This is a genomic window from Lysobacter changpingensis (genome assembly GCF_017308985.1).
Taxonomy (GTDB): domain Bacteria; phylum Pseudomonadota; class Gammaproteobacteria; order Xanthomonadales; family Xanthomonadaceae; genus Lysobacter_J; species Lysobacter_J changpingensis.
The window spans coordinates 347079-369664 of sequence record NZ_JADWPE010000003.1; the positions used below are offsets into that span (position 1 = coordinate 347079).

General features: G+C 67.9%; 15 protein-coding genes. 4 read left to right on the top strand and 11 right to left on the bottom strand.

Features of this window, described 5'->3' with window-relative positions:
- Positions 1-193: 193 nt before the first annotated feature.
- Entirely contained in the window at positions 194-2959 is a 2766-nt protein-coding gene (gene acnA / locus I4U41_RS08440) for an aconitate hydratase AcnA (protein ID WP_206860703.1), read from the top strand.
- 102 nt (positions 2960-3061) lie between these two features.
- Here the strand turns inward: acnA and I4U41_RS08445 are convergent, their stop codons facing one another.
- Positions 3062-3502, bottom strand: a complete 441-nt coding sequence (locus I4U41_RS08445) for a Cif family virulence factor (RefSeq protein WP_206860704.1) — start codon at positions 3500-3502, stop codon at positions 3062-3064.
- 205 nt (positions 3503-3707) lie between these two features.
- Here I4U41_RS08445 and I4U41_RS08450 point away from each other — a divergent pair, with 205 nt between their 5' ends.
- The gene (locus I4U41_RS08450; protein WP_206860705.1) at positions 3708-5387 is read left to right on the top strand and encodes a long-chain fatty acid--CoA ligase; all 1680 of its coding nucleotides are present in this window, start codon (positions 3708-3710) and stop codon (positions 5385-5387) included.
- A gap of 166 nt (positions 5388-5553) precedes the next feature.
- Positions 5554-6429, top strand: coding sequence for a crotonase/enoyl-CoA hydratase family protein (locus tag I4U41_RS08455; protein ID WP_206860706.1), 876 nt, complete (start codon positions 5554-5556; stop codon positions 6427-6429).
- A gap of 74 nt (positions 6430-6503) precedes the next feature.
- On the opposite strand, the gene I4U41_RS08460 is transcribed toward I4U41_RS08455, so the two are convergent.
- The 7 genes from I4U41_RS08460 to I4U41_RS08490 all read right to left on the bottom strand — a co-directional run bounded on the left by I4U41_RS08460 (position 6504) and on the right by I4U41_RS08490 (position 15376).
- Positions 6504-8693 carry an ATP-binding protein gene (locus I4U41_RS08460; protein WP_206860707.1) on the bottom strand — a complete coding sequence of 730 codons (2190 nt, stop codon included), beginning with the start codon at positions 8691-8693 and terminating at the stop codon, positions 6504-6506.
- A gap of 6 nt (positions 8694-8699) precedes the next feature.
- Entirely contained in the window at positions 8700-9758 is a 1059-nt protein-coding gene (gene rpfG, locus I4U41_RS08465; RefSeq protein ID WP_206860708.1) for a cyclic di-GMP phosphodiesterase response regulator RpfG, read from the bottom strand.
- Positions 9759-10032: 274 nt separating this feature from the next.
- Complete coding sequence (gene lysS, locus I4U41_RS08470; RefSeq protein WP_206860709.1) at positions 10033-11553, bottom strand: lysine--tRNA ligase; 1521 nt, start codon at positions 11551-11553, stop codon at positions 10033-10035.
- Positions 11554-11665: 112 nt separating this feature from the next.
- A protein-coding gene (gene prfB / locus I4U41_RS08475) for a peptide chain release factor 2 (RefSeq protein WP_206860710.1) occupies positions 11666-12794 on the bottom strand; the annotation gives its coding sequence in 2 pieces (ribosomal slippage) (positions 11666-12718 and positions 12720-12794; 1128 coding nt in all).
- 135 nt (positions 12795-12929) lie between these two features.
- On the bottom strand, positions 12930-13568 hold the full coding sequence (locus I4U41_RS08480; protein WP_206860711.1) for a YkvA family protein: 639 nt from the start codon (positions 13566-13568) through the stop codon (positions 12930-12932).
- Positions 13569-13889: 321 nt separating this feature from the next.
- Complete coding sequence (locus I4U41_RS08485; protein WP_206860712.1) at positions 13890-14510, bottom strand: response regulator; 621 nt, start codon at positions 14508-14510, stop codon at positions 13890-13892.
- Positions 14511-14620: 110 nt separating this feature from the next.
- Positions 14621-15376, bottom strand: a complete 756-nt coding sequence (locus I4U41_RS08490; protein ID WP_320415160.1) for a response regulator transcription factor — start codon at positions 15374-15376, stop codon at positions 14621-14623.
- Between I4U41_RS08490 and I4U41_RS08495 the strand changes: the two genes are divergently transcribed.
- Positions 15320-19246: an ATP-binding protein gene (locus I4U41_RS08495; protein WP_206860713.1), complete on the top strand. Its 3927-nt coding sequence runs from the start codon at positions 15320-15322 to the stop codon at positions 19244-19246. The two genes, I4U41_RS08490 and I4U41_RS08495, sit on opposite strands and share 57 nt — an antisense overlap.
- Here I4U41_RS08495 and recJ read toward each other — a convergent pair whose 3' ends face one another.
- From recJ to greA, 3 genes are read right to left on the bottom strand one after another with little or no spacing between them, the layout of a single operon-like run.
- Positions 19247-20974, bottom strand: a complete 1728-nt coding sequence (recJ, locus tag I4U41_RS08500; RefSeq protein WP_206860714.1) for a single-stranded-DNA-specific exonuclease RecJ — start codon at positions 20972-20974, stop codon at positions 19247-19249.
- Positions 20971-21915 (bottom strand): phosphoglycerate mutase, encoded by a 945-nt coding sequence (locus I4U41_RS08505; protein WP_206860715.1) that lies wholly within the window; start codon positions 21913-21915, stop codon positions 20971-20973. The genes recJ and I4U41_RS08505 overlap by 4 nt, the downstream gene beginning before the upstream one ends.
- Positions 21916-21928: 13 nt before the next feature.
- Positions 21929-22405, bottom strand: a complete 477-nt coding sequence (gene greA, locus I4U41_RS08510; protein ID WP_206860716.1) for a transcription elongation factor GreA — start codon at positions 22403-22405, stop codon at positions 21929-21931.
- Positions 22406-22586: the final 181 nt, after the last annotated feature.

Consider the following 22586-nt stretch of genomic DNA (forward strand, 5'->3'; position numbering starts at 1 on the left):
CGGTATGCATGAATGATACATACCATTCCGCCCATACTCAATCGCGCATAATCTGGCAAGCGCACAATGGCGCCCTGTTCAGGCGTAAGACCTTCGTCCGGTCGGCGCCTTAACGCGAGCAGCGGATAATCGACCGGACCGATCGTCCTCTCCGAGCCAGACTCGCCATTCAGCCAAGCCGCCAGGAGGCCCCATGTCGCAAGACTCCTTCCAGACCCGCCGCCAGCTCGCCATCGGTGGCCGATCGCTCACCTATTTCAGCCTGCCGGCGCTGGGCGAACGCTTCGATATCGGCCGCCTGCCCTACTCCATGAAGATCCTGCTGGAGAACCTGCTGCGCCATGAGGACGGCGGCGTGACGGTCGGCAAGGAGCACATCGAGGCGGTGGCGAAGTGGGACGCGAAGGCCGAACCGGACACCGAGATCGCCTTCATGCCCGCGCGCGTGGTGCTGCAGGACTTCACCGGCGTGCCCTGCGTGGTCGACCTGGCGGCGATGCGTGATGCGGTGACGAAGCTGGGCGGCGATCCCCGGCAGATCAACCCGTTGATTCCGTCGGAACTGGTCATCGACCATTCCGTGCAGGTGGACGTGTTCGGCCGCCCCGACGCGTTGGACCTCAACGGCAAGATCGAATTCGAACGCAACAAGGAACGCTACAGCTTCCTGCGCTGGGGCCAGAAGGCGTTCGACAACTTCAAGGTGGTGCCGCCGAACACCGGCATCGTCCACCAGGTGAACCTGGAGAACCTGGCGCGCGTGGTGGTCGAACGCGAGGTCGACGGCGAGAAGCTCGCCTTCCCCGACACCGTCTTCGGCACCGACAGCCACACGACGATGATCAACGGCATCGGCGTGCTGGGCTGGGGCGTCGGCGGCATCGAGGCCGAGGCGGCGATGCTCGGCCAGCCTTCGTCGATGCTGATTCCGCAGGTGGTCGGCTTCAAGCTCACCGGCGCGCTGCCGGAAGGCACGACCGCGACCGACCTCGTCCTCACCGTCACGCAGATGCTGCGCAAGCTCGGCGTGGTCGGGAAGTTCGTCGAGTTCTTCGGCGACGGCCTGCAGCACCTGCCGCTGGCCGATCGCGCGACCATCGCCAACATGGCGCCCGAGTACGGCGCGACCTGCGGCATCTTCCCGATCGACGCCGAATCGCTGAACTACCTGCGCCTGTCCGGCCGCAGCGAGGAGCACATCGCGCTGGTCGAGTCCTATGCGAAGGCGCAGGGCCTGTGGCACGAACCCGGCGCGCCGGAAGCCACCTACTCCACCACGCTGGAACTCGACCTGGGCGACGTGAAGCCCTCGCTCGCCGGCCCGAAGCGTCCGCAGGATCGCGTGCTGCTGGTCGACGTGAAGCAGAACTACCGCGACAACCTCGGCCCGCTCACCGTCAACCGCGACAAGCGTTCCAACGATGTGTCCAACTTCGTGGCCGAAGGCGGCGGTGCGGCGGTCGGCAACGAATCGCTGCACAAGGGCATCTCCGACGTCGTCATCAACGGCGAGAACGTGCGCCTGAAGGACGGCGCGGTGGTCATCGCCGCGATCACCTCGTGCACGAACACCTCGAACCCGGCGGTGATGCTCGGCGCGGGCCTGCTCGCGCGCAACGCGGCGAAGCTCGGGCTGAAGGCCAAGCCGTGGGTGAAGACCTCGCTCGGCCCGGGCTCGCTCGTGGTCACCGATTACCTGCGCAAGGCCGGCGTCCTCGACGACCTGGAGAAGCTCGGCTTCTTCGTCGTCGGCTACGGCTGCACCACGTGCATCGGCAACTCCGGTCCGCTGCCGACGGAAGTCAGCGCCGGCATCGCCGCGGGCGACCTGGTCGTCGCGTCGGTGCTGTCGGGCAACCGCAACTTCGAAGGCCGCGTACATCCGGAAGTGAAGATGAACTACCTCGCCTCGCCGCCGCTGGTGGTGGCGTACGCGATCGCCGGCACGGTCGACATCGACCTGAGCCGCGAACCGCTGGGCAAGGGCGCCGACGGCCAGGACGTGTTCCTGCGCGACATCTGGCCGAGCAACAAGGAAATCGGCGACGTCATCGCCGCGACCGTCGGGCCGGAGCTGTTCGCGCAGAACTACGCCGACGTGTTCAAGGGCGACACGCGCTGGAACACGATCGCCTCGCCGGAAGGCGAGTCGTTCGCGTGGGACGCATCGTCGACCTACATCAAGAACCCACCGTACTTCGACGGCATGGGCATGCAGGTCGGTTCGATCGACGACATCTTTGGCGCACGCGTGCTGGGGTTGTTCGGCGATTCGATCACCACCGACCACATCTCGCCGGCGGGCAACATCAAGAAGGATTCGCCGGCGGGGCGGTTCCTGATCGAACGCGGCGTACAGCCGGCCGACTTCAACAGCTACGGCAGCCGTCGCGGCAACGACGACGTGATGGTGCGCGGCACCTTCGCCAACATCCGCATCAAGAACCTGATGTTCGGCGGCGAGGAAGGCGGCAACACGCTCTACTTCGGCAAGGGGGATGCCGCGCCGGAGAAGCTGTCCATCTTTGATGCGGCGATGAAGTACAAGGCCGACGGCGTGCCGCTGGTGGTGCTGGCGGGCAAGGAATACGGCACGGGTTCCTCGCGCGACTGGGCGGCCAAGGGCACCAACCTGCTGGGCGTGAAGGCGGTGATCGCGGAGAGCTTCGAGCGCATCCACCGTTCCAACCTGGTCGGCATGGGCGTGCTGCCGCTGCTGTTCAAGGAAGGCGAGAACGCGCAGGCGCTGGGGCTGGACGGCTCGGAAACCTTCAGCGTCACGGGCCTGCAGGATGGCGAATCCAAGCGTGCGACGGTGACCGCCACGCGCAAGGACGGCAGCACGGTGTCGTTCGAAGTGAAGGTCATGCTGCTGACGCCGAAGGAAGTCGAATACTTCCGCCACGGCGGCATCCTGCATTACGTGCTGCGGCAGCTGGCGGCGAAGAAGGCGCTTTGATGCGTGTTTGGGCCCTCTCCTTCAGAGAGGGCCCACCAGGGTCGGCGGAGATCGCGACCAACAGGTCGCACGAATGAGCAGCCCTCGCCCGCCCTGAAAGCGCTACAACCGCCCCTCCCACGCCACGCTCGTCATCCGCCATTCCCCATCGACTTCGCGCCATCCGGTCGTCACGTCGTACAGCCGCGCGGCATCCGGCAGCAACTGCCCGGAACCCCCGGTCAACGCGACGCTGAAGCGTGCCGTCGCATGTTCGTCCTGCAGTTCGATGGCCACCGGCCCGACGTTCGCACCGACCGTGCCATGGCGCAGGAACATCATCTGCGCCATGCGCCGCGCGCCGGCGCGATCGAGCGAGCCGGGGCCGACGAAGTCCTCCGCCAGCACACCTTCCAGCGCGGAGGCGTCCTTCTTCTCGATCGCCGCCTGCAGCTCGCCCATCGTTTCGCGCAGGCGCTCCTCCGGCGCGCTCCGCCCGCAGGCCGCCAGCGCGAACGCAAGGCAGGCCGCCGCGACGACGACGAAACCTTTCCCCTTCCCCATTGCAACCACCCCCTGACGATGCATCAGCGCGACATCCTGCCATGGACCTGCGCGCCGGAGCCGCGCCGCAGCGCGCCTTGCCAGTCCTCCGGAGCCTATGCTCCAATCGTCCGGACACCGTACGGTGGAGCATCCATGGAATGCGACCGACGGAACTGCAGGCCGGAACACTGGCCCCGATAACGGCGATGGAGAGGGGATCGCGATGAGTTTCGAACGTCCGTGGCTGGCACAGTACCCCGAGCGGGTTCCGGCGGAGATCGACGTGGACGAGTTCCCGTCCGTCGTCGCCGTGCTGGAAAGCGCCATCCAGAATTACCGCGACCGCCCGGCCTTCGCCAATCTCGGCAAGACCCTCAGCTATGCCGAAATCGACCAGCTCAGCGCGCAGTTCGCCGCGTACCTGCTGGGCGAGCTGAAACTGAAGAAGGGCGATCGCGTCGCGATCATGATGCCCAACTGCCTGCAGTACCCGATCGCCACGTTCGGCGTGCTGCGCGCGGGGCTGACGGTGGTCAACACCAATCCGATGTACACCGCGCGCGAGTTGAAGCACCAGCTGGTGGATTCGGGCGCGAGCGTGATCCTGGTGCTCGACAACTTCGCGCACACCGTGCAGGAAGTGATCGGCGACACGCAGGTCAAGCAGGTCATCACCACCGGCCTGGGCGACATGCTCGGCTTCCCGAAGGGCGCGATCGTCAACTTCGTCCTGAAGTACATCAAGAAGATGGTGCCCGAGTACGACCTGCCGGGCGCGATCCGTTTCCGCGACGCGCTCGCGCGGGGCAGCCGGCACTCGCTGCCGGAAGTCGACATCGAGTCGTCCGACATCGCCTTCCTGCAGTACACCGGCGGCACCACGGGCGTGGCGAAGGGCGCGATGCTCACCCACCGCAACATGGTCGCCAACATGCAGCAGGCCGCGGCGTGGGTCGGCACCAACGTGAAGTACGGCGAGGAGATCATCATCACCGCGCTGCCGCTGTACCACATCTTCGCGCTCACGGCGAACGGCCTGGTGTTCATGAAGTTCGGTGGGCTGAACCACATGATCACCAACCCGCGCGACATGAAGGGCTTCGTCAAGGAGCTCAAGGGCGTGCGCTTCACCGCGATCACCGGCGTCAACACGCTGTTCAACGGGCTGCTCAACACGCCGGGCTTCAGCGACGTGGATTTCTCCGGGCTGCACCTGACGCTCGGTGGCGGCATGGCCGTGCAGCGCTCGGTCGCCGAGCGCTGGAAACAGGTCACCGGCGTGACCCTGGTGGAAGCCTACGGTCTGACCGAATCGGCCCCGGCGGCGTGCATCAATCCGATGGACCTGGCCGACTACAACGGCTCCATCGGCCTGCCGATCTCCTCCACCGATGCCTGCGTCAAGGACGAGAACGGCAACGCGCTGCCGCAGGGCCAGGTGGGCGAGCTGTGCATCCGCGGCCCGCAGGTCATGAAAGGCTACTGGAAACGCCCCGAGGAAACCGCCGCGGCCATCGACGACGACGGCTGGCTGCACACCGGCGACATGGCGCGCATGGACGAGAAGGGCTTCTTCTACATCGTCGACCGCAAGAAGGACATGATCCTGGTGTCGGGCTTCAACGTGTACCCGAACGAGGTCGAGGACGTGATCGCGATGATGCCGGGCGTGCTCGAAGTCGCCGCCGTCGGCGTGCCGGACGAGAAGTCCGGCGAGGCGGTCAAGGTGGTCATCGTGCGCAAGGATCCATCGCTGACCGCCGAGCAGGTCAAGGCCCACGCGCGCGAGAACCTCACCGGCTACAAGCATCCCCGGTACGTCGAGTTCCGCACCGAGCTTCCAAAGACCAACGTGGGCAAGATCCTGCGTCGCGAACTGCGGGACGCCCCTGCTCCCCACTGAACCTCGCCTGCCCGTTTGTCGGACGCTTCATGAAAGCCCCTCCCCGCGCGGAGGGGCTTTCTCTTTTGTCCAGAGGTCGCGGTGTAGCATCGCGCGGGTGGGCAACACCCCCTGCCGCTCGCTGCCCACTCCCTGCCTGCGGGCGGCCAGTGCCGAGGACCGCAACATGAGCATGATCGAGAAACTGCACCGCACGCGCGCCTACCCGACCCTGCGCGTCGAATCCGACCCCGCGGGCGACACCCACTGGATGTACATGCACAACGACCATGCACAGGGCGCGCGTCCGTGCTTCCGCACGGAACTCATGGACGACATGTGGAGCTTCCTCAATTCGATCACGCTGCGCGACAACCAGCGCCAGAGCGGACGTCTTCGCCACGTCGTACTCGCCTCTTCCGCGCCGCACGCGTTCAATCTCGGCGGCGATCTCGCGCTGTTCTCGCAACTGATCCGCGCGAACGATCGCGAACACCTGCTCGCCTACGCGCGCCGCTGCGTGGACGGCGTGCATCACTTCCACACCGGCCTGGGCGGCGACGTGCGCACCGTCGCGCTGGTGCAGGGCGATGCGCTGGGCGGCGGCCTGGAGCTCGCACTGTCGTGCCATACCATCGTCGCGGAGCAAGGCGTCGAGATGGGCCTGCCGGAGGTGCTGTTCGGCCTCTTCCCGGGCATGGGCGCGTACTCGTTCCTGTGCAAGCGCGTTTCGCCGCAACTCGCCGAACGGCTGATCCTGGAAGGCACGATCGCGCCGAGCGAGGAATGGCATCGCATGGGCGTGGTCGACCTCCTGGTGCCCAAGGGCGAAGGCGAGGCCGCGGTCAACGACGTGATCCGCCGCCAGCAACGCGCCCCGCACGCGCATCTGGCGATGAACGCCGTGCGCGGCATCGGCCAGCCGGTCGGTTACGACGAACTGATGGGGATCACCGAAGTCTGGGTCGACACCGCGCTGGCGCTGGGCGAGAAGGCGCTGCGGACGATGGAACGCATCGTACGGGCGCAGGAGCGTCGTTCCGGAACCGAAGCCGCCGCGTGACGGCGGTCCGGGGCACGAACCTCAGCACGACTACGGCACCACGGGGACGAACGGGCCGGACCTGCGGCCCGGGATCAGGGGGAGCGCTCGCTTTCACCGCGCGCGGCACGCTGCCGTTCGCGGGCTTCGAGCGCCGCCCTGCCCTGCGCCAGCCGTTCGCGCAGGCGCGACAGGTGCGATGACCAGTCCCGCGCCAGCTGCCAGTCCGGAAGGCGCATCAACTCGCCGCTGATCGCGGCCAGCTTGATCAGGCCCAGGTTGCTGGCGACACCCTTGAGCGCGTGCGCCTGGTCGCGCGTGCGTTCCCAGTCGGCGCGCTGCGCGCAGGCTTCGAGCTGTTGCAGGCACTTGTCTGCGTCCACCAGGCACTGCGCGATGAACTCACGCTCGAACCCCGCGCCCATGCCGAGCGCGCCCAGTTCGTCCAGCACGGACGGGTCGAAATGGCTGTCGCTGGCGAGTGCGGTGGCTTCCCCGCGCGGCGGCGCGACCACCGTCGTGGCGACGCGCTGGTTCGCCGCGATGTCGGCCAGCGTGTCGAGCAGCCGCGTGGTCGAAACCGGCTTGGACAGGAAGGCGCGCGCGCCGGCCTGCTCGCAGGCCTGGATCGATCCGGTGGTGACGTCGGCGCTCAGGATCAGCACGGGCGTACGTCGCCCACTTCCGGCTTCCATGACGCGCAGTTGCCGCAACAGGTCCAGACCGCTGACGTCGGGCATGTGCAGGTCGGTGATCACCGCGTCGTAGTCCGAGGTCGCCAGTGCGTTGAGCACTTCCTCGCCGCCTTCGACGCACACCACGCGGTGCCCCGCCTTCTGCAGCAGCCGCTGCAGCACCATGCGGTTGGCGATGTGGTCGTCGGCGACGATGATCGACAGGCTGCGCACGCGGGCGCGATGGCGCAGGAACGGATCGGAGAAAGCGATGACGTTGGGCGCCGTTCCGGCAGGGCCCTGCTCCGGCGCGAACGTGTCATCGGGCTGCGACTCGATCTCCGCGCGCTCGAACGGCAACTCGACCCAGAACCGGCTTCCGCCGCCCTCCATGGGTTCGTAGCCGATGCTTCCGCCCATGCCTTCGGCGAGCCCCTTGGCGATCGTCGTGCCCAGGCCGGTGCCGCCGTAGCGGCGCGCGAGGCTGACGTCAGCCTGCTCGAACGGCTTGAACAGGCGCTGGCGCATCGCCGCGGGAACGCCGATGCCGGTGTCGGTCACCGTGAAACGCAGGCGCACGCGCTCGGCGGTGGGATCCAGCACGGCCACGTCCACGCGGACCAAGCCCTGGTCGGTGAACTTCACCGCGTTACCGGCGAGATTGATCAGGATCTGCCGCACGTGGCCCACGTCCCCGCGAAGGACCTCGGGCACGTCGCGGGCGATGGCGACCTCGTACTTCAGCTGCTTGGCGCGCGCCTGCGGCTGCAGGATCAGGCTGATGCTGTCCATCAGCTCGCGCGGGGTGAAATCGACGCGGTCGAGCTTGAGCTTGCCGGCCTCGATCGCGGAGATGTCCAGCACGTCCTCGACCAGCGACAACAGGCTGCGCGTGGACGCCTGGATCGTGCTCAGGCACTCGCGCTGCTCGTTGTCGAGCTTCGTGGTCGCCAGCAGTTCGGACATGCCCGCCAAACCGTTGAGCGGCGTGCGGAACTCGTGGCTCATGTTGGCCAGGAAGCGACTCTTGGCTTCGTTGGCGCGCCGCGCCTCGTCGGTGGCCGTGGTCAGCGCCCGCAGCAGGCCGGAGAGATACAGCGGAATGGCGACGAGCCCGAGCAGCAGGCCGATGCCGAGCACGCGGTTCGACAGCCAGTATTCGTTGAATGTCACCACCGAACCGAAGCTGGCGAACGCCATCGCCACCGCGCCGTACAGGTAGCCGTTGCCGAAACGCAGGCCGTTGCCGATGGTGACCCACATCAGGATCACGTAGACCCATGCGAGCGGTTCGCCGATGTGGATCATCGCCGCGGCCATCAGGCCGTAATCGGAGATCATCCCGATGATGCGCCGCAGGTGCGATTTACCGGGGCGCCAGAGGATCCACGCGATCAGGAACACACCGACCGCGAAACCCGTCTCGACCATCTTCAGAACGTTGACGTACTCCTTCGACGGGAGCGCGCCGGTGGCGCCGCGGACGAGCATGTAGGCCAGCACGACGGAGAGCACCGCAAGGCGTACGAAGGCCTGCCCGTGTTCGCTGTCGGGCCGCCGCGAAAGTTCCCTCTGCACGTTGCGCACCATGCGGTGCAGGACGCTCAACATCGCGGCTCACTCCAGGCCGGGGCGCGCGGACACCGTCGAGAACCGGTTGCAGATGTCCTCCAGCCGCTCGCGGCTGCGGATCAGCGCGTCGACGCAGCGGGGGTCGAACAGGCGACCGCGCTGCGCGTAGAGATAACCCAGCGCCGCGTCCACGTCCCATGCCTTCTTGTACGGGCGGGGCGAGATCAGCGCGTCGAATACGTCGGCAACCGCGACGATCCTGGCTTCCAACGGGATTTCCTCCCCGCGCAGGCCATCCGGATAACCACTGCCGTCGTAGCGTTCGTGATGGCGCAGCGCGATGAGCGCGCCGGCCTGGATGAAACGGTTCTGGCTGCCGCTGAGCAGTTCATAGCCGATGCGCGGATGCCGGCGCATCACCGCGGTCTCGTCTTCCGACAGGGGGCCGGCCTTCATCAGGACGGCGTCCGGAATGGCGATCTTGCCGATGTCGTGCAGCGGCGCGGCCATTTCGATAACGCGGACTTCGTCCTCGAACATGCCCAGCTGCTCGGCGATCAGCCCGGCGACGTGCGCCATGCGTTCCAGGTACGCGCTGGTGCCGGCGTCGCGGTATTCGATGGCGCGGGCGAGACGCGAGAGGGTTTCGCGCTCGCGCTCCTCGACCTCGTGCATGCTCGACAGCAGGCGCTGTTCCAGGGACAGCGCCCGCTGCTTCACGTTCTCGGACTGCTGGCGGAGTTGCAACAGGTTGCGGCAACGGGCCCGCAGTTCGCGCGGGCGCACCGGCTTGACGAGGAAGTCGATGACGCCCGCTTCCAGCGCGGCCTGCCGGATCGGCTCGTCGCCGACCACCGTCACCAGGATGATCGGGATGTCGCGGTGCAGCGGGAGACGGCGGAAGCGGCGGGCGAATTCCAGCCCGTCCAGCGCCGGCATCCGGTAGTCGAGCAGCAACAGGTCCGGCTGGTTGGATTCGCACCAGCCCAGCGCGGCTTCGGGGTCGCCGAAATCGGACACATGCAGCTCGGACGAAATGTCCTCGATGATGTGGCGCAGCATCGTGCGCGCGGAGGTTTGGTCATCGACGATGACGACGTTCACATCGGGGTTCCGTAGAGCCGCCACCCCCTGTGGTGGCCGATGAGGGGAGCATACCCCGGGCCGGCGGCGCCCGCAGCCGGGAACCGACCCGGCTTGATATGGGAATCGGCTGACCCTGGCGTAGGCTTTAGCTGGGCTTCACTGCGGGACGCAGGGCCTGCGCTCCGGGCGCGGCCGACGTCGCCGGCCGCGCTGCCCGACACGTTGTGGGCTTGGATCCCGGCCTTCGCCGGGATGACGACATCGACGCGCCGCTATCCGGTCGGCAACGGCGTCAGCTGGCCTCGGGCCGCATGTACGGGAACAGCAGCACGTCGCGGATCGAGGCCGAACCGGTCATCAGCATCACCAGGCGGTCGATGCCGATGCCCAGGCCGCCGGTCGGCGGCAGGCCGACTTCCAGGGCGCGGATGTAGTCGGCGTCGAAGTGCATCGCCTCGTCGTCGCCGCCCTCCTTCGCCGCGACCTGCGCGCGGAAGCGCTCGGCCTGGTCCTCGGGGTCGTTCAGCTCGGAGAACCCGTTCGCCAGCTCCTTGCCGTTGACGAACAGCTCGAAGCGGTCGGTGATGCCCTTTTCGTTGTCGCTCTCGCGCGCCAGCGGCGAGACCTCGACCGGGTAATGGGTGATGAAGGTCGGCTGCACCAGCTGGTGCTCGGCGGTCTTCTCGAAGATCTCCAGCAGCAGCTTGCCCCAGCCGTAACCGGCCTTCACCGGCACCTTCAGCCGTTCGCAATGGCGCACGAGCGCGGCTCGGTCGGTGCAGTCGGCGACGGAAATTTCCGGGTTGTAGTGACGCACCGCCTCGTCCAGGCGCCAGCGGCGGAACGCCGGGCCCAGGTCGATGTCGGCGCCGTCCCAGTGCATCTGCGTGGTGCCGAGCACCTGCACCGCGACGTCGCGGATCAGGCCTTCGGTCAGATCCATGATCTCGTTGTACGTGGCGTAGGCCTCGTACAGCTCGAGCATGGTGAATTCCGGGTTGTGGCGCGTCGACACGCCTTCGTTGCGGAAGTTGCGGTTGATCTCGTAGACGCGTTCCAGGCCGCCGACCACCAGGCGCTTGAGGTACAGCTCCGGTGCCACGCGCAGGAACAGCTCGAGATCCAAGGCGTTGTGATGCGTGACGAAGGGCTTGGCCGCGGCGCCGCCGGGGATGTAATGCATCATCGGCGTTTCCACTTCGAGGAAGCGGCGACCGTCCAGCCATGCGCGCATCGCGCGGATGATCTTGCTGCGCTTGACGAAGACCTCGCGCGCCTCGGGCGTCACGATCAGGTCGACGTAACGCTGGCGGTAGCGCTGCTCGACGTCGGCCAGTCCGTGGAACTTGTCCGGCAGCGGGCGCAGCGACTTGGTCAGCAGGCGCAGCGCATCGGTCTTCACCGACAGCTCGCCGGTCCTGGTACGCGTGAGCACGCCCTCGGCGCCCACGATGTCGCCGACGTCCCACCCCTTGAAGGCCTCGTAGGTGTCGCCGAGCACGTTCGACTGGAGGAACAGCTGGATGCGCCCGGATTCGTCCTGGATCTGCACGAAGCTGGCCTTGCCCATCACCCGCTTGAGCAGGATGCGGCCGGCGATCGCGACGCGCTGGCCCTTGGCTTCCAGCGCTTCGGCGTTCCACACCTCTGCATCGGCGAACTGCGCCTGCAGGTCGCCGGCGTAATCGGCACGGCGGAAGTCGTTCGGGAACGCGATGCCCTCACCGCGCAGCGCCGCGAGTTTGGCGCGACGCTCGGCGATCAGGAAGTTCTCGTCGGCGGGCGTCTGGGCGGTCGGGGTCTGGTCGGTCATGGGCTGGAGCAGTCGTGGGTTTCGAGAAGTGGGAATTGGGCCGGGCGAGCCGGGGAAGGCGTGCCGGAGAGGCTCATCCTCTCACTTCCCGCTCCTCCCCACCCGCCCTGCATCAAACGGCGTCGGCGCGTTTCGAACCGGCTTCCAGGCCGGATTTCAGGCTGGCCTCGACGAATTCGTCCAGGTCGCCGTCGAGCACCTTCTGCGTGTCGCTGCGTTCGATGCCGGTGCGCAGGTCCTTGATGCGGCTCTGGTCGAGCACGTAGTTGCGGATCTGGCTGCCCCAGCCGATATCGGACTTGGTGGCCTCCACCGCGTCGCGCTCGGCGTTGCGCTTCTGGATTTCCAGCTCGTACAGCTTGGCCGCGAGCATCTTCATCGCACGGTCGCGGTTGGCGTGCTGGCTGCGTTCGGTCTGGCACGCGACCACGATCCCGCTCGGCACGTGCGTGATGCGCACGGCGGACTCGGTCTTGTTCACGTGCTGGCCGCCGGCGCCGGAGGACCGGTAGACATCGGTCTTCAGGTCCGCCGGATTGATCTCGATGTCGATCTTGTCGTCGACTTCGGGCGACACGAACACCGAGGTGAAACTGGTGTGCCGGCGGTTGTCCGAATCGAACGGCGACTTGCGCACCAGGCGGTGCACGCCGGTTTCGGTCTTGAGCCAGCCGTAGGCGAAATCGCCTTCCACGCGGAAGGTCGCCGACTTGATGCCGGCCACGTCGCCGCCGCTGACTTCCATCAGCTCGGCCTTCCAGCCGCGCGATTCGGCCCAGCGCAGGTACATGCGCAGCAGGATTTCAGCCCAGTCCTGCGCCTCGGTGCCGCCGGCGCCGGCCTGGATGTCCACGAACGCGTTGGCCGCATCCATCTTGCCGGAGAACATGCGCTGGAACTCGAGCTTCTCGACGTCCTTCGCATAGCGTTCGACGTCGTCGACCACGGCCTGCGCGGTGCCTTCGTCGTTCTCCATCTCGGCCAGTTCGAGCAGTTCGCCCGCGCCATTGAGGCCATCGGTGAGGTCGCGGATGCCGCCGACCACCTTGTCGAGCGAGGAACGCTCACGGCCAAGCGACTGGGCGCGGTCGGCGTCGTTCCAGACGTCCGGGCTTTCCAGTTCGCGGTTTACTTCTTCCAGACGTTCGACCTTGCGGTCGTAGTCAAAGATACCCCCTGAGCGCATCCAGCCGACCGGTCAGGTCGGCGATGCGCTGGCGGACGGGATTAAGCTCGATCATGTCCGATTCGAATCGCGATGGTGAACCGCCGATTCTAACAAACACGGCTCCGACAAACGCGGTCCGTGGGCCGCGCGGAGCCGTGCGCCCGATCGGTGAGCACCCACCTGCCCTACGTCCGCCGGAATCCGGCGCTCAGCGGAACCGGAACGGCCCCGGGCGCCAGCCGGTATCGGAATACCGCCGCACCGGCCCGTAGCTGCTGCTTCCGCCAAAGCCCGTACCGAACCCGCTGCCGAAGCCGCCACGGAAATCGCGGTTGCGCCGGCGGTGCATCCGGTCCTGCAGTTCCTCGCGGCGGGATTCCAGCCAGTCCGCCCGCCCCACTCCGGCCGGGTCGAGCTTGCGCCGCTCGGCCTCGCGCTGGCGGAATTCGCAGAAGTCGTCGTAGGCCTCGAGTTCGTGCCGCAGCTCGCGCGCGCACAATTCGATCATGATCGCGTCGTCGATGAAGCCCAGCACCGGCACGTTGTCGGGGATCGCGTCTCCGGCCGACACGAAGTACGCCAGCGCGGAACGCACGTTCGCCGAATCCGCGTCCGACATCGCCCAGGCTTCGTCGCGCAACATCGCGATCAGCGAGTCCAGCGTCAGCAGGCGGTCCTTCACGAATTGCGGCGGATTGCTCTGCCCGGCCTTGAGCGCCAGCTGGGTGGCGGCTTCCACGACCTGGGCGTTGCTCTTGTCCGAGGCTTCCTTGCGCGCGGCTTCGACCACGCCGGCGAAATGCTGCAGGTCCTCGTCCGAAAGGTCGATGTTGATCGTCAACGGCATGGCACGGACTCCCGGAGCAGGGGAAGGGCCGTTCAGCCTAGGTGCGGAGATGTTCTGGCGGCGTCAAGCCGGGACAACCGGAGGCCGGTCCGCCTGCTCCCGGCGGCCGGCGCTGAACGAAACCGCCGACCGCGACTTCCCTCAGATTCGTCTGGTCGGAAGCTGCCGCCCGGCCCGATAGCCTACGCACTCGCCCGCACACATGCGCCGCCCATCCGCGTTCCCCATGAAAGCCTTCGTGCCATTCGCACTGCTTCCGTCGACTTTCGCGCGTTCCGTGCGCGGCGGCGCGGTGTCATGGGATGAGTTGGGCTCGCCGGATCAGGAACGCGGCGCGCGCGATCCGGTGCGCGGCGCGAAGCCGACATCCGGATGCCGGAACGTTCCGTCTCCGGTTGCGTTCGCGTGCCGCTCGACGAACGAGAGCGGAATGCGCAGCAGCGCGGCGATGTCTTCGGGCGATCGGCCGCGTTCGACCATCTGCGCGATCTCGCGACCGAGCACCGGGTCGTCCATGTGGCCGGCGTACTGGTCCATCGCTTCGGTGAAGCCGGGACTCACGACGACCTCGCCCTGCGAGACCGCCTGGAGCGCGGCGTGCAGTTCCAGCGACGGCGCCGCCTTGTCGATCAGGCCGCGCACGCCCTCGGCGAGCAGTGCGCGCAGCAGCACGCCGTTCGACATCGTGGTCAGCATGATCACGGGCAATCCCGGCCACTGCGTCCGGACGCGATGAATCATCTCGATGCCATCGACCTGCGCGTCGACCGGCATCGCGTAATCGCACACCAGCAGATCGCAGGGAAGCTCGTGGAGTGCGGCGAACAACTCGTCGGGCGAACGCGCGCGGGCGACCACCGTGGCGCCCGTGCCCGCGACCGTCGCACTGACGGACGCGAGCACCGGCAGGTGATCGTCCGCGATTACGACACGTGTCTGCATGGTCCGGCTGCTCCTGCGATGGTCGCGGCAGTGTGCGCCCGGGCGGCCGGCCGGACCATCGGACTGATCCGGATCTTCGCCTCGGGGGCAGGCCGCTTCAGGCCAGGCTTTCAGGCCAGGCCGTTCTCCCGCGCGTACGCATACAGCTCGGCCTCGTTCTCCAGCCCGAGCTTGCGCATGGCATCGATCTTCTGCCGACTGATGGTCTTCAGGCTGCGGTCCAACTGCTGGGCGATCTCTGTTACCGTCAATCCCGACGCCAGCAGGCGGATGATCTCGGCTTCACGCGCGCTTAACGTGCCGCGTCCGCGCCGCTTGCCAATGGCGTCCAGCTGCCGTCGCAGGCCGGGCGAGATGAACACGCGACGGTTGGCCGCCGACTTCACGGCCATCGGGAGGATTTCCATGTCCTCGGTCTTCTCCACCACGCCCAGCACCGCCGCGCGCAGCAGCGAGTCCAGGATGCCCACGTTCCCGATCATCGTCATCACGACGATCGGCAGCAGCGGATGGCGTTCGCGCAGCTGCCGGATCATCTCCGCGCCATCGGGCGAGGCGCTGTTGGGCATGGCGAAATCGGTGACCACGACGTCGCACGGCGTGTTTTCGAGGGCGGCCAGCAGTTCGTCGCTGGAGCGGGCTTCTCCCACCACGGCGATTCCACTGGCTTCCAGGATCACCCTCGCACCGCGAAGGACGACCGGATGATCGTCGGCCAGAAACACGCGCAGGTTCATACAGGATCGCCCGCCAGAAGAGGTTGCTTTCGGCGGATAGGATATCCCCGTACCTTCGTGCATGCACCGTGCATGAGGTTCCGTCGTTTCGCATGCCTGCTGCTGTTTTTCGTGGCGGCGCTCGCGCACGCGGCGACGATCGAACTCACCGGCGAGGAGCGCGAATGGCTGCGCGCGCATCCGACGATCACCGTCGCCACGTATGCCGGCGGCTGGCCGCCGTTCGAACGTTACGAGAACGCAACGCTCAGCGGTCTCGGCCCCGCCTACCTCGACGATGTCGCGCGCCAACTCGGCGTGCGCATCGCGGTGCGCCCGTATCCCTCGTGGGACGAAGCCTTCAAGGGCGGTTGCCGTCGCGAAGTCGACGTGCTGATGAACGTCTCGCTGGTGCCGGAGCTCACGCCCTGCCTGGTGTTCACGACTTCGTACATCGAGGCCGTTCCAGTGGCGGTGGGCTTGGCCAGCCGCAACGATCTGCTCGCACCCGACCGCTTCGCGTCGGCGCGCATCGTGGTCAATCGCGGCGCAGCGGTGGAACGCGCGGTGCGAGCACAATTTCCCGATGCGCGGATCATCGCGACAACCGCCATCGGTGAGGCATTCGACGCGATAACGAAGGGCGATGCCGACGTCTTCATCGGCAATCCGTACGTCGTGCGAACCGCACTGGCGACCGGCACGTGGCCGGCCCTGGCGGTGCTCGCACCGGTCGACCTGCCGTCGGATACCTTGCACTTCGCCGTTCCGGACGACCGCAAACCGCTGGCGAGCGCGATCGACAAGGCGCTCGCCCGCATCACGCCGCAGCAACGTGCGGCTTACGAGCGCCGGTGGCTCGGCGCTTCGTCCTCGCCGATCCCGCGCGCGGGAGGCGTGCCGCTCACGCGCGACGAGGAACTCTGGCTCGAACGCATTCCGCCGCCGCGCATCGGGTACGCACACGATTGGGAGCCGGTCAGTTTCACCGGCGCCGACGGGCGCATCAGCGGAATCGCCGCCGAATACCTGCAGATGATGCAAGCGCGGCTGGGACTCAAGCTGGGACGGGTATCCTCGGGTTACATCGAAGACCTGCGCGGCATGATGGCTCGTGGCCAGGTCGATCTCGTCCCGATACCGGCAAGCGCGCCGGTCGGTTCCGATTGGGTGCGCACCTCGGCGTTCACGCGGGTCAGCGTCGTGATCGTCATGCGCGCCAGCTCGCACGCGATCAGCGGACTGGATGACCTGGACGGCAAGCGCATCACCCTCGTGGGGCCGGCTCGTGCCGCCAGGGTCAAGGCCGAGATACCCGGCGCCGTGATCATGCCGGTGACCAGCATCTCCGAGGGATTGCGGGCGGTGGAACGGGGCGACGCGGATGCGTATGTGGGTGACATGATGTCGGCGGACCGCCCGCTCCGGCGCGGCGAGTACCCGACGCTCCGCCTCGCGGCGCCCGCCGGATTCGACGAAGACCTGGTGTTCGGCGTGCGTGGCGAGTACCAGCCGCTGGTGCCGCTGATCAACCGCATGCTCGGTGCACTGACCCCTGAAGAACGGCAACGCATCCGCTCGGGCTGGCTGGAAGTGCAGGTTTCCAGTGGCGTGAAATGGCGCACGGTCGCGATCGGTGGCGGCCTTGCCGCCTTGCTGGTGGCGGTGCTCGCCTTCGCCTACCTGCGCACGCGCACGGAAATCCGCCGTCGCGAGAAGAGCGACAGCCTGATGCGCGATCTCACGCGCAACCTGCCCGGCGTGATCTTCAGGATCACGCGCGATCCGCAAGGCAACTACGCCCTGCCCTTCGTCGCAGGCAACACGCGCGCATTGTTCGGACTGGACCACGACGAACTCGTTTCCAGGCCCCAGCCGGGAGTCGAGGGCTGCATAGACGAGCATGATCGCGAGCGATTGCGCCTTGCGCTCGAGACATCGACCGCGGAGCTGACCCCCATCGAGATGGATTTCCGCACGATCTCGCCCGCGCCGGAACGCTGGATCCGCGTGAGCGCGGTCGCGCATCGCCGCGACGATGGTCTGGTGCACTGGAGCGGATACTGGGTCGACGTGACCGCGTCGCATCGTCAATCCGAAGCGCTGGAGGCTGCAAGGACATCGGCTGAAACCGCCGCCACCGCGCGCGCGAACTTCCTCGCCGCGATGAGCCACGAGATCCGCACGCCGATGGCCGGCATCGCCGGCATCATCGAGATCCTCTCGCGCAGCGACATCAACGACGACCAGCGCCATCTCCTCGGCCTGGTGCAGGACTACGCGATGGCATTACGCACGATCCTGGACGACGTGCTCGACCTGTCGCGCATCGAAGCCGGTCGCCTGGAACTGGAGCCGGTCGAAACCGACCTGCGCGTGCTGCTGTCCAATTCGATCGAGCTGGTGCTGGACCTGTGCCGGCGCAAGAACCTGCGCTGCGCCTGCCACATCGATCCGGCGCTGGCGGCACTGGTGGTCGCCGATCCGACGCGGCTTCGCCAGATCCTGCTCAACCTGCTCAGCAATGCGATCAAGTTCACCGGCAGCGGGTACGTGGCCGTTTCGTTGCAGGTACTCGAAGCGACCGACCAGACGCAGACCTGGTGCATGGCCGTGACCGACTCGGGCATCGGGATCGCGCCCGCCGAACAGGCCAAGCTGTTCCATGCCTTCACCCAGGCGCAGACGAGCACGTCGCGAACCTACGGCGGCAGCGGCCTGGGCCTGGCGATCTGCCGGCGGCTGGCCGAACTGATGCGGGCCACGCTGGACATGGAAAGCACGCCCGGGACGGGCACGCGAGTGTGGCTGGTGCTCACCACGCCGATCGCGCCGGGCAGCACCGTCGATCCGGCGCTGGCGGGGCGCAGCGTGGTCGTGCGCAGTCGCGATCACGATGTCGCGGATTCGCTGGAGGCCATCCTGCGCTCGTTCGGCACCGAGGTCGTATCCGATGCCACGCGCGCGGATCTGCTGCTTTCCGACGAACCGCCGCCCGCCGGAGCATCCACGCGCTTCGTGCCGCTGCTGGCCGACGGCCCCGATGTGCCGCGCACTGCGATCGTGACCGAGCCGCTGCTACCCACGCACGTGCGTCGCGCCTGCGTGCTGGCGCTGGACGATGCGGTTCCGCGCACGACCGCCCCCACGGCGCCTAAGGCCTCGCACGCCGGGCACATCCTCGTTGCCGAGGATCATTCGACCAACCAGCTGCTCGTGCAGCGCCAGCTCGACGAACTGGGCTATCGCTGCCGCGTGGTGTCCAGCGGCGAGCAGGCGCTCGCGGCGCTGGCCGAAGACCGTTTCGACCTGCTCATCACCGACCTGCAGATGCCGGGCATGAACGGCTTCGAGCTCGCGCGTGCGATCCGCACCGGCGAAGCGGCTGAAGGACGAAAGCGCCTGCCGATCCTCGCCCTGAGCGCGGGCGTGATGTCGGAAGACGAGGCGCGCTGCCGCGAAGCCGGCATGGACGGCCATCTGCGCAAGCCGATCGGCCTGGACGAAATGATGAAACAGCTGGAGCTCTGGCTACCCCCCGACGACACCATGACCACCCGGCCACCCGACACCACATCGCCCGCGGCAACCGATTCGCCGCACGACGACGTGCTGGATACGGCCAGCCCGTCGCAGTCCACCGAACCCGCGCTGGAGCCGCTCGACCTGGCGATGCTGACGCGGAGCTTCGGCTCGCGGGAAACCGTCCGGCTGGTCGCCGAGGACCTGCTTGCGAACCTGCCCGACGACCTCGCCGACCTGCGGCGTTCCGAGGAAGACGGCGATGCGGTGCGCATGGGCCGCGCGCTGCATCGCATCACCGGCGCGCTGGGAACGTTCGGCTATCGCAACCTCGCGGCCGACCTGCGCGTCGCCACGCGCACCGCGGAAGCGGGGACGCTGGTATCCCCGGATGAAATCGCGCGGCTGCTCCGGCGCGTCGACGGCACGCTGTTCGAACTCGGGCAGTTCGTGACCACGCACAAGGCCGACGCCGACGAATCGTCGACGTCGCCGTGATCACGCGACTTCAGCCACCGCTTCGCGGTGCACGACGACCAGTTGCACAGCCTCGCCGCCGCGGTAATCGTCGGCTTCCAGGCGGAACGCGATGCGCACGCGCGGCGGTGGCGCCAGTCCGCCCCAGCCGCCGAACTCGATCGCGTTGAGCCGGCGTCCGGCCAGGCCGAGTTCGAGTTTCAGATGCCGTTCGCCGACGACGCGCCAGCCGAGCACGTCGAACTCGCCATCGAATTGCGGCTCGGCGAAGCCCTGCCCCCACGGACCGCCATCGCGCAACGCTTCGGCGCTGGCGCGGCAGAACTCGTCGGCGTGCAGTTCTCCGTCGCTGAGCAGCTCCGCCTGCAGCAGTTCGGGCGTGAGCAGCGCGGCGGCACAGTCGCCGAACGCCTGCGCGAACGCGGCGAACTGGTCCGCACGCAGCGACAACCCCGCCGCCATCGCGTGGCCGCCGAAGCGTTCGATCAGCTGCGGATGGCGTGCGTGCACGTCGGCGAGCGCGTCGCGGATGTGGAAGCCGGGGATCGAACGCGCCGAGCCACGCAGGGCATCGCTGCCCGGCTCGGCCGGTGCGAACGCGATGACCGGCCGGTGCAGCCGTTCCTTCATCTTCGACGCGACCAGGCCCACGACGCCCGGATGCCATTCTGCATCGAACAGGCAGATCGCCGCCGGCACCGCCGCATCGTTCATCGCCACGCGTGTGAGCGCGCGCTCGGCGTCGTCGGTCATCTGCTGCTGCACGGCCCGGCGCTCGCTGTTGATCTCGTTGAGCGTGGCGGCGATGTCTCGCGCGCGTGCGAGGTCGTCGGTGAGCAGGCATTCGATGCCGAGCGCCATGTCTTCCAGCCGCCCCGCCGCATTGAGGCGCGGGCCGACGGCGTAGCCGATGTCGGTCGCGGTGAGCCGCGCGGCATCGCGCTGCGAGACTTCGATCAGCGCACGCAATCCGGCACAGCCCTGCCCCGCGCGGATCCGCCGCAGGCCGGCGGCGACGAGCGCACGGTTGTTCGCATCCAGTGGCACCACGTCGGCGACGGTGCCGACGGCGACGAGGTCCAGCAACACCTGCAGGTCGGGTTCCCTGCCGGCGAACGCACCGCGCTCGCGCAGGTGCCTGCGCAGCGCGAGCAGCACGTAGAACATCACGCCGACGCCGGCCAGGCACTTGCTCGGGAACGCGTCGCCGCGCAGGTTCGGATCGACGATGGCATCGGCCGGGGGCAGATGTTCGCCGGGCAGATGGTGATCGGTGACCAGCACCTGCCAGCCGCGCGCCTTCGCCGCGGCGATGCCGGCGTGGCAGGCGATGCCGTGGTCGACCGTGACCAGCAGGTCCGGTTGCAGCGCAGCGAGTTCCTCCACCAGCGCCGGCGAGAGACCGTAACCATGCACGATGCGGTTGGGCACCGCATGCGACACGCGTCGCGCACCGAGCATGCGCAGCCCGCGCACGCCGACCGCACAGGCGGTGGCGCCGTCGCAGTCGAAATCGCCGACGACGACGATGTGGCGGTCGTCATCGATGGCGCGCGCGAGCAGCGTCGTCGCCGCGTCCAGGCCGCCCAGCAGTTCCGGCGGGTGCAGGTGTGCGAGTCGCGGCTGCGCGAGCTCCAGCGAGGTCGCGCCGCGCGCGGCATACAGGCGGCGCAGCAGCGCGGGCATCGAATCGGGCCATTGGCCCGGATCGACGCACTCGCGCCGACGCAGTCGCGCGACGGGCTTCATCCGGCGGCCATGGCGTTGACGAACGACGGCAGCGGACGGCGCCAGAAACGCCAGCGCTGCGACCGCGCGAGATCGTAACGCGCGCCGTCGTCGAACTCGAACCGCAGCTGTTTCAGCGCGCCGTCGGCGACTGCTTCAAGCAACGGCGCGAACCAGTCGCGTTCGAGCAACGCGAGGTCGCGCGCGTCGCGCAGGTCGAACAGGTCGCTCCCCGCTTCGACGCGGCCATTCCAGGCGTCGGGTTTCGGCGCGACGTTCACGCCGGCCAGCACGGCCAGCGCGGTGAGGGTTTCGTCGTCGCTGGCGATGCGCGCGTAGTGCGACTGCACGCGATCGGGCAGCGCACCGGCGCCCCAGAACCACAGCGAATTCACCGGCGCCAGTCCGGTCGCGGCGCGCTGCGCATTGAGCGGATGATTGTGCAGCACGATCTGCGCCTCGCTGAGGAGCGCGCGCCAGCGGCGGCCTTCGGGGCCTTGCGGCAGTTCGTCGAACAGATCGGCGCCGAGCGCCTGCTCGGGCGCGGTGAAGGCCGGCAGCTTCGCGCCGGCCGGCAACCGCAGGTACCAGCGCGACGGCACCGGCGCGTCGATCGGGAAGCCGGCGTCGCCGAACAGCGGCTTGAGCGGTTTGAGGAGCGCGGCGGCGTCCTGCGCGGTCAGGCCCAGCGCCTGCCCATACGAGAGCAGGCGCGCGCCGTTGATGTCGGGCCGCACGTAGGCGGGATCCGCGCGGAGCCACGCGGATCCCACGGCATCGCCCGCGTCGCGCTGGCGCGCGGCCGCCGCCACGGGCCAGCCGCGTGGGAGCACGTCGAGGATGTTCGACAGCGCGTCGCCATTGCGGTCGCCGCGATCGCCGCGCGCGAGCGCGCGCCCCGTCGATGCGGACAGGCGCTGGCCACCGAAGCGTTCGCGCGGCGGCAGCAGCAGCGTGATCATCGACGGGCGCGAATCAGCCGGCGTAGCTGACGCCGACGATCTCGTACTCGCGGGTGCCGCCCGGGGCGTCGATGGTGATCGTGTCGCCTTCGTGCTTGCCGATCAGCGCGCGCGCCACCGGCGAGGAAATCGCGATCAGGCCCTGTTTGATGTCCGCTTCGAGGTCGCCGACGATCTGGTAACGCTTTTCCTCGTCGGTCTCGGTGTCGGCCAGGTCGACCGTCGCGCCGAAGACCACGCGCGAGCCGGCGTTGAGCGAGGACACGTCGATGACCTGCGCGTGCGACAGCTCGGCCTCGAGCTGCTTGATACGGCCTTCGATGAAGCCCTGTTGTTCGCGGGCGGCGTGGTACTCGGCGTTTTCCTTGAGGTCGCCGTGCGCGCGCGCTTCGGCGATCGCATTGATCACCGCCGGGCGCTTGACCGACTTCAATTCTTCCAGCTCGGCGCGCAGACGCTGCGCGCCCTGAAGGGTAAGGGGTGCTCGCATTGCTTGTTCTTCCTGTGCGCCGGGCGCGGGAGCCCGGCGGTTCCGTTAGGCGGATTCTGTCTCAGATGGGCGCCGGGGTGAACCCACCCGGCGCCGCAGGATGCGCTCGTGTAGCCCGGTAAGGCCGAAGGCCGCACCCGGGATTGCGTCACCGTGGCGGCCAACCCGGGTGTGCTGCGCT

Coding starts and splice junctions, on each gene's coding strand:
- lysS (WP_206860709.1), bottom strand. CDS start 11,553: ATGACCGACCAGACCCCGACCGCCCAGACGCCCGCCGACGAGAACTTC.
- I4U41_RS08450 (WP_206860705.1), top strand. CDS start 3,708: ATGAGTTTCGAACGTCCGTGGCTGGCACAGTACCCCGAGCGGGTTCCG.
- I4U41_RS08495 (WP_206860713.1), top strand. CDS start 15,320: ATGAGGTTCCGTCGTTTCGCATGCCTGCTGCTGTTTTTCGTGGCGGCG.
- I4U41_RS08445 (WP_206860704.1), bottom strand. CDS start 3,502: ATGGGGAAGGGGAAAGGTTTCGTCGTCGTCGCGGCGGCCTGCCTTGCG.
- I4U41_RS08455 (WP_206860706.1), top strand. CDS start 5,554: ATGAGCATGATCGAGAAACTGCACCGCACGCGCGCCTACCCGACCCTG.
- I4U41_RS08485 (WP_206860712.1), bottom strand. CDS start 14,510: ATGCAGACACGTGTCGTAATCGCGGACGATCACCTGCCGGTGCTCGCG.
- I4U41_RS08480 (WP_206860711.1), bottom strand. CDS start 13,568: ATGCCGTTGACGATCAACATCGACCTTTCGGACGAGGACCTGCAGCAT.
- I4U41_RS08505 (WP_206860715.1), bottom strand. CDS start 21,915: ATGATCACGCTGCTGCTGCCGCCGCGCGAACGCTTCGGTGGCCAGCGC.
- recJ (WP_206860714.1), bottom strand. CDS start 20,974: ATGAAGCCCGTCGCGCGACTGCGTCGGCGCGAGTGCGTCGATCCGGGC.
- I4U41_RS08460 (WP_206860707.1), bottom strand. CDS start 8,693: ATGTTGAGCGTCCTGCACCGCATGGTGCGCAACGTGCAGAGGGAACTT.
- greA (WP_206860716.1), bottom strand. CDS start 22,405: ATGCGAGCACCCCTTACCCTTCAGGGCGCGCAGCGTCTGCGCGCCGAG.
- acnA (WP_206860703.1), top strand. CDS start 194: ATGTCGCAAGACTCCTTCCAGACCCGCCGCCAGCTCGCCATCGGTGGC.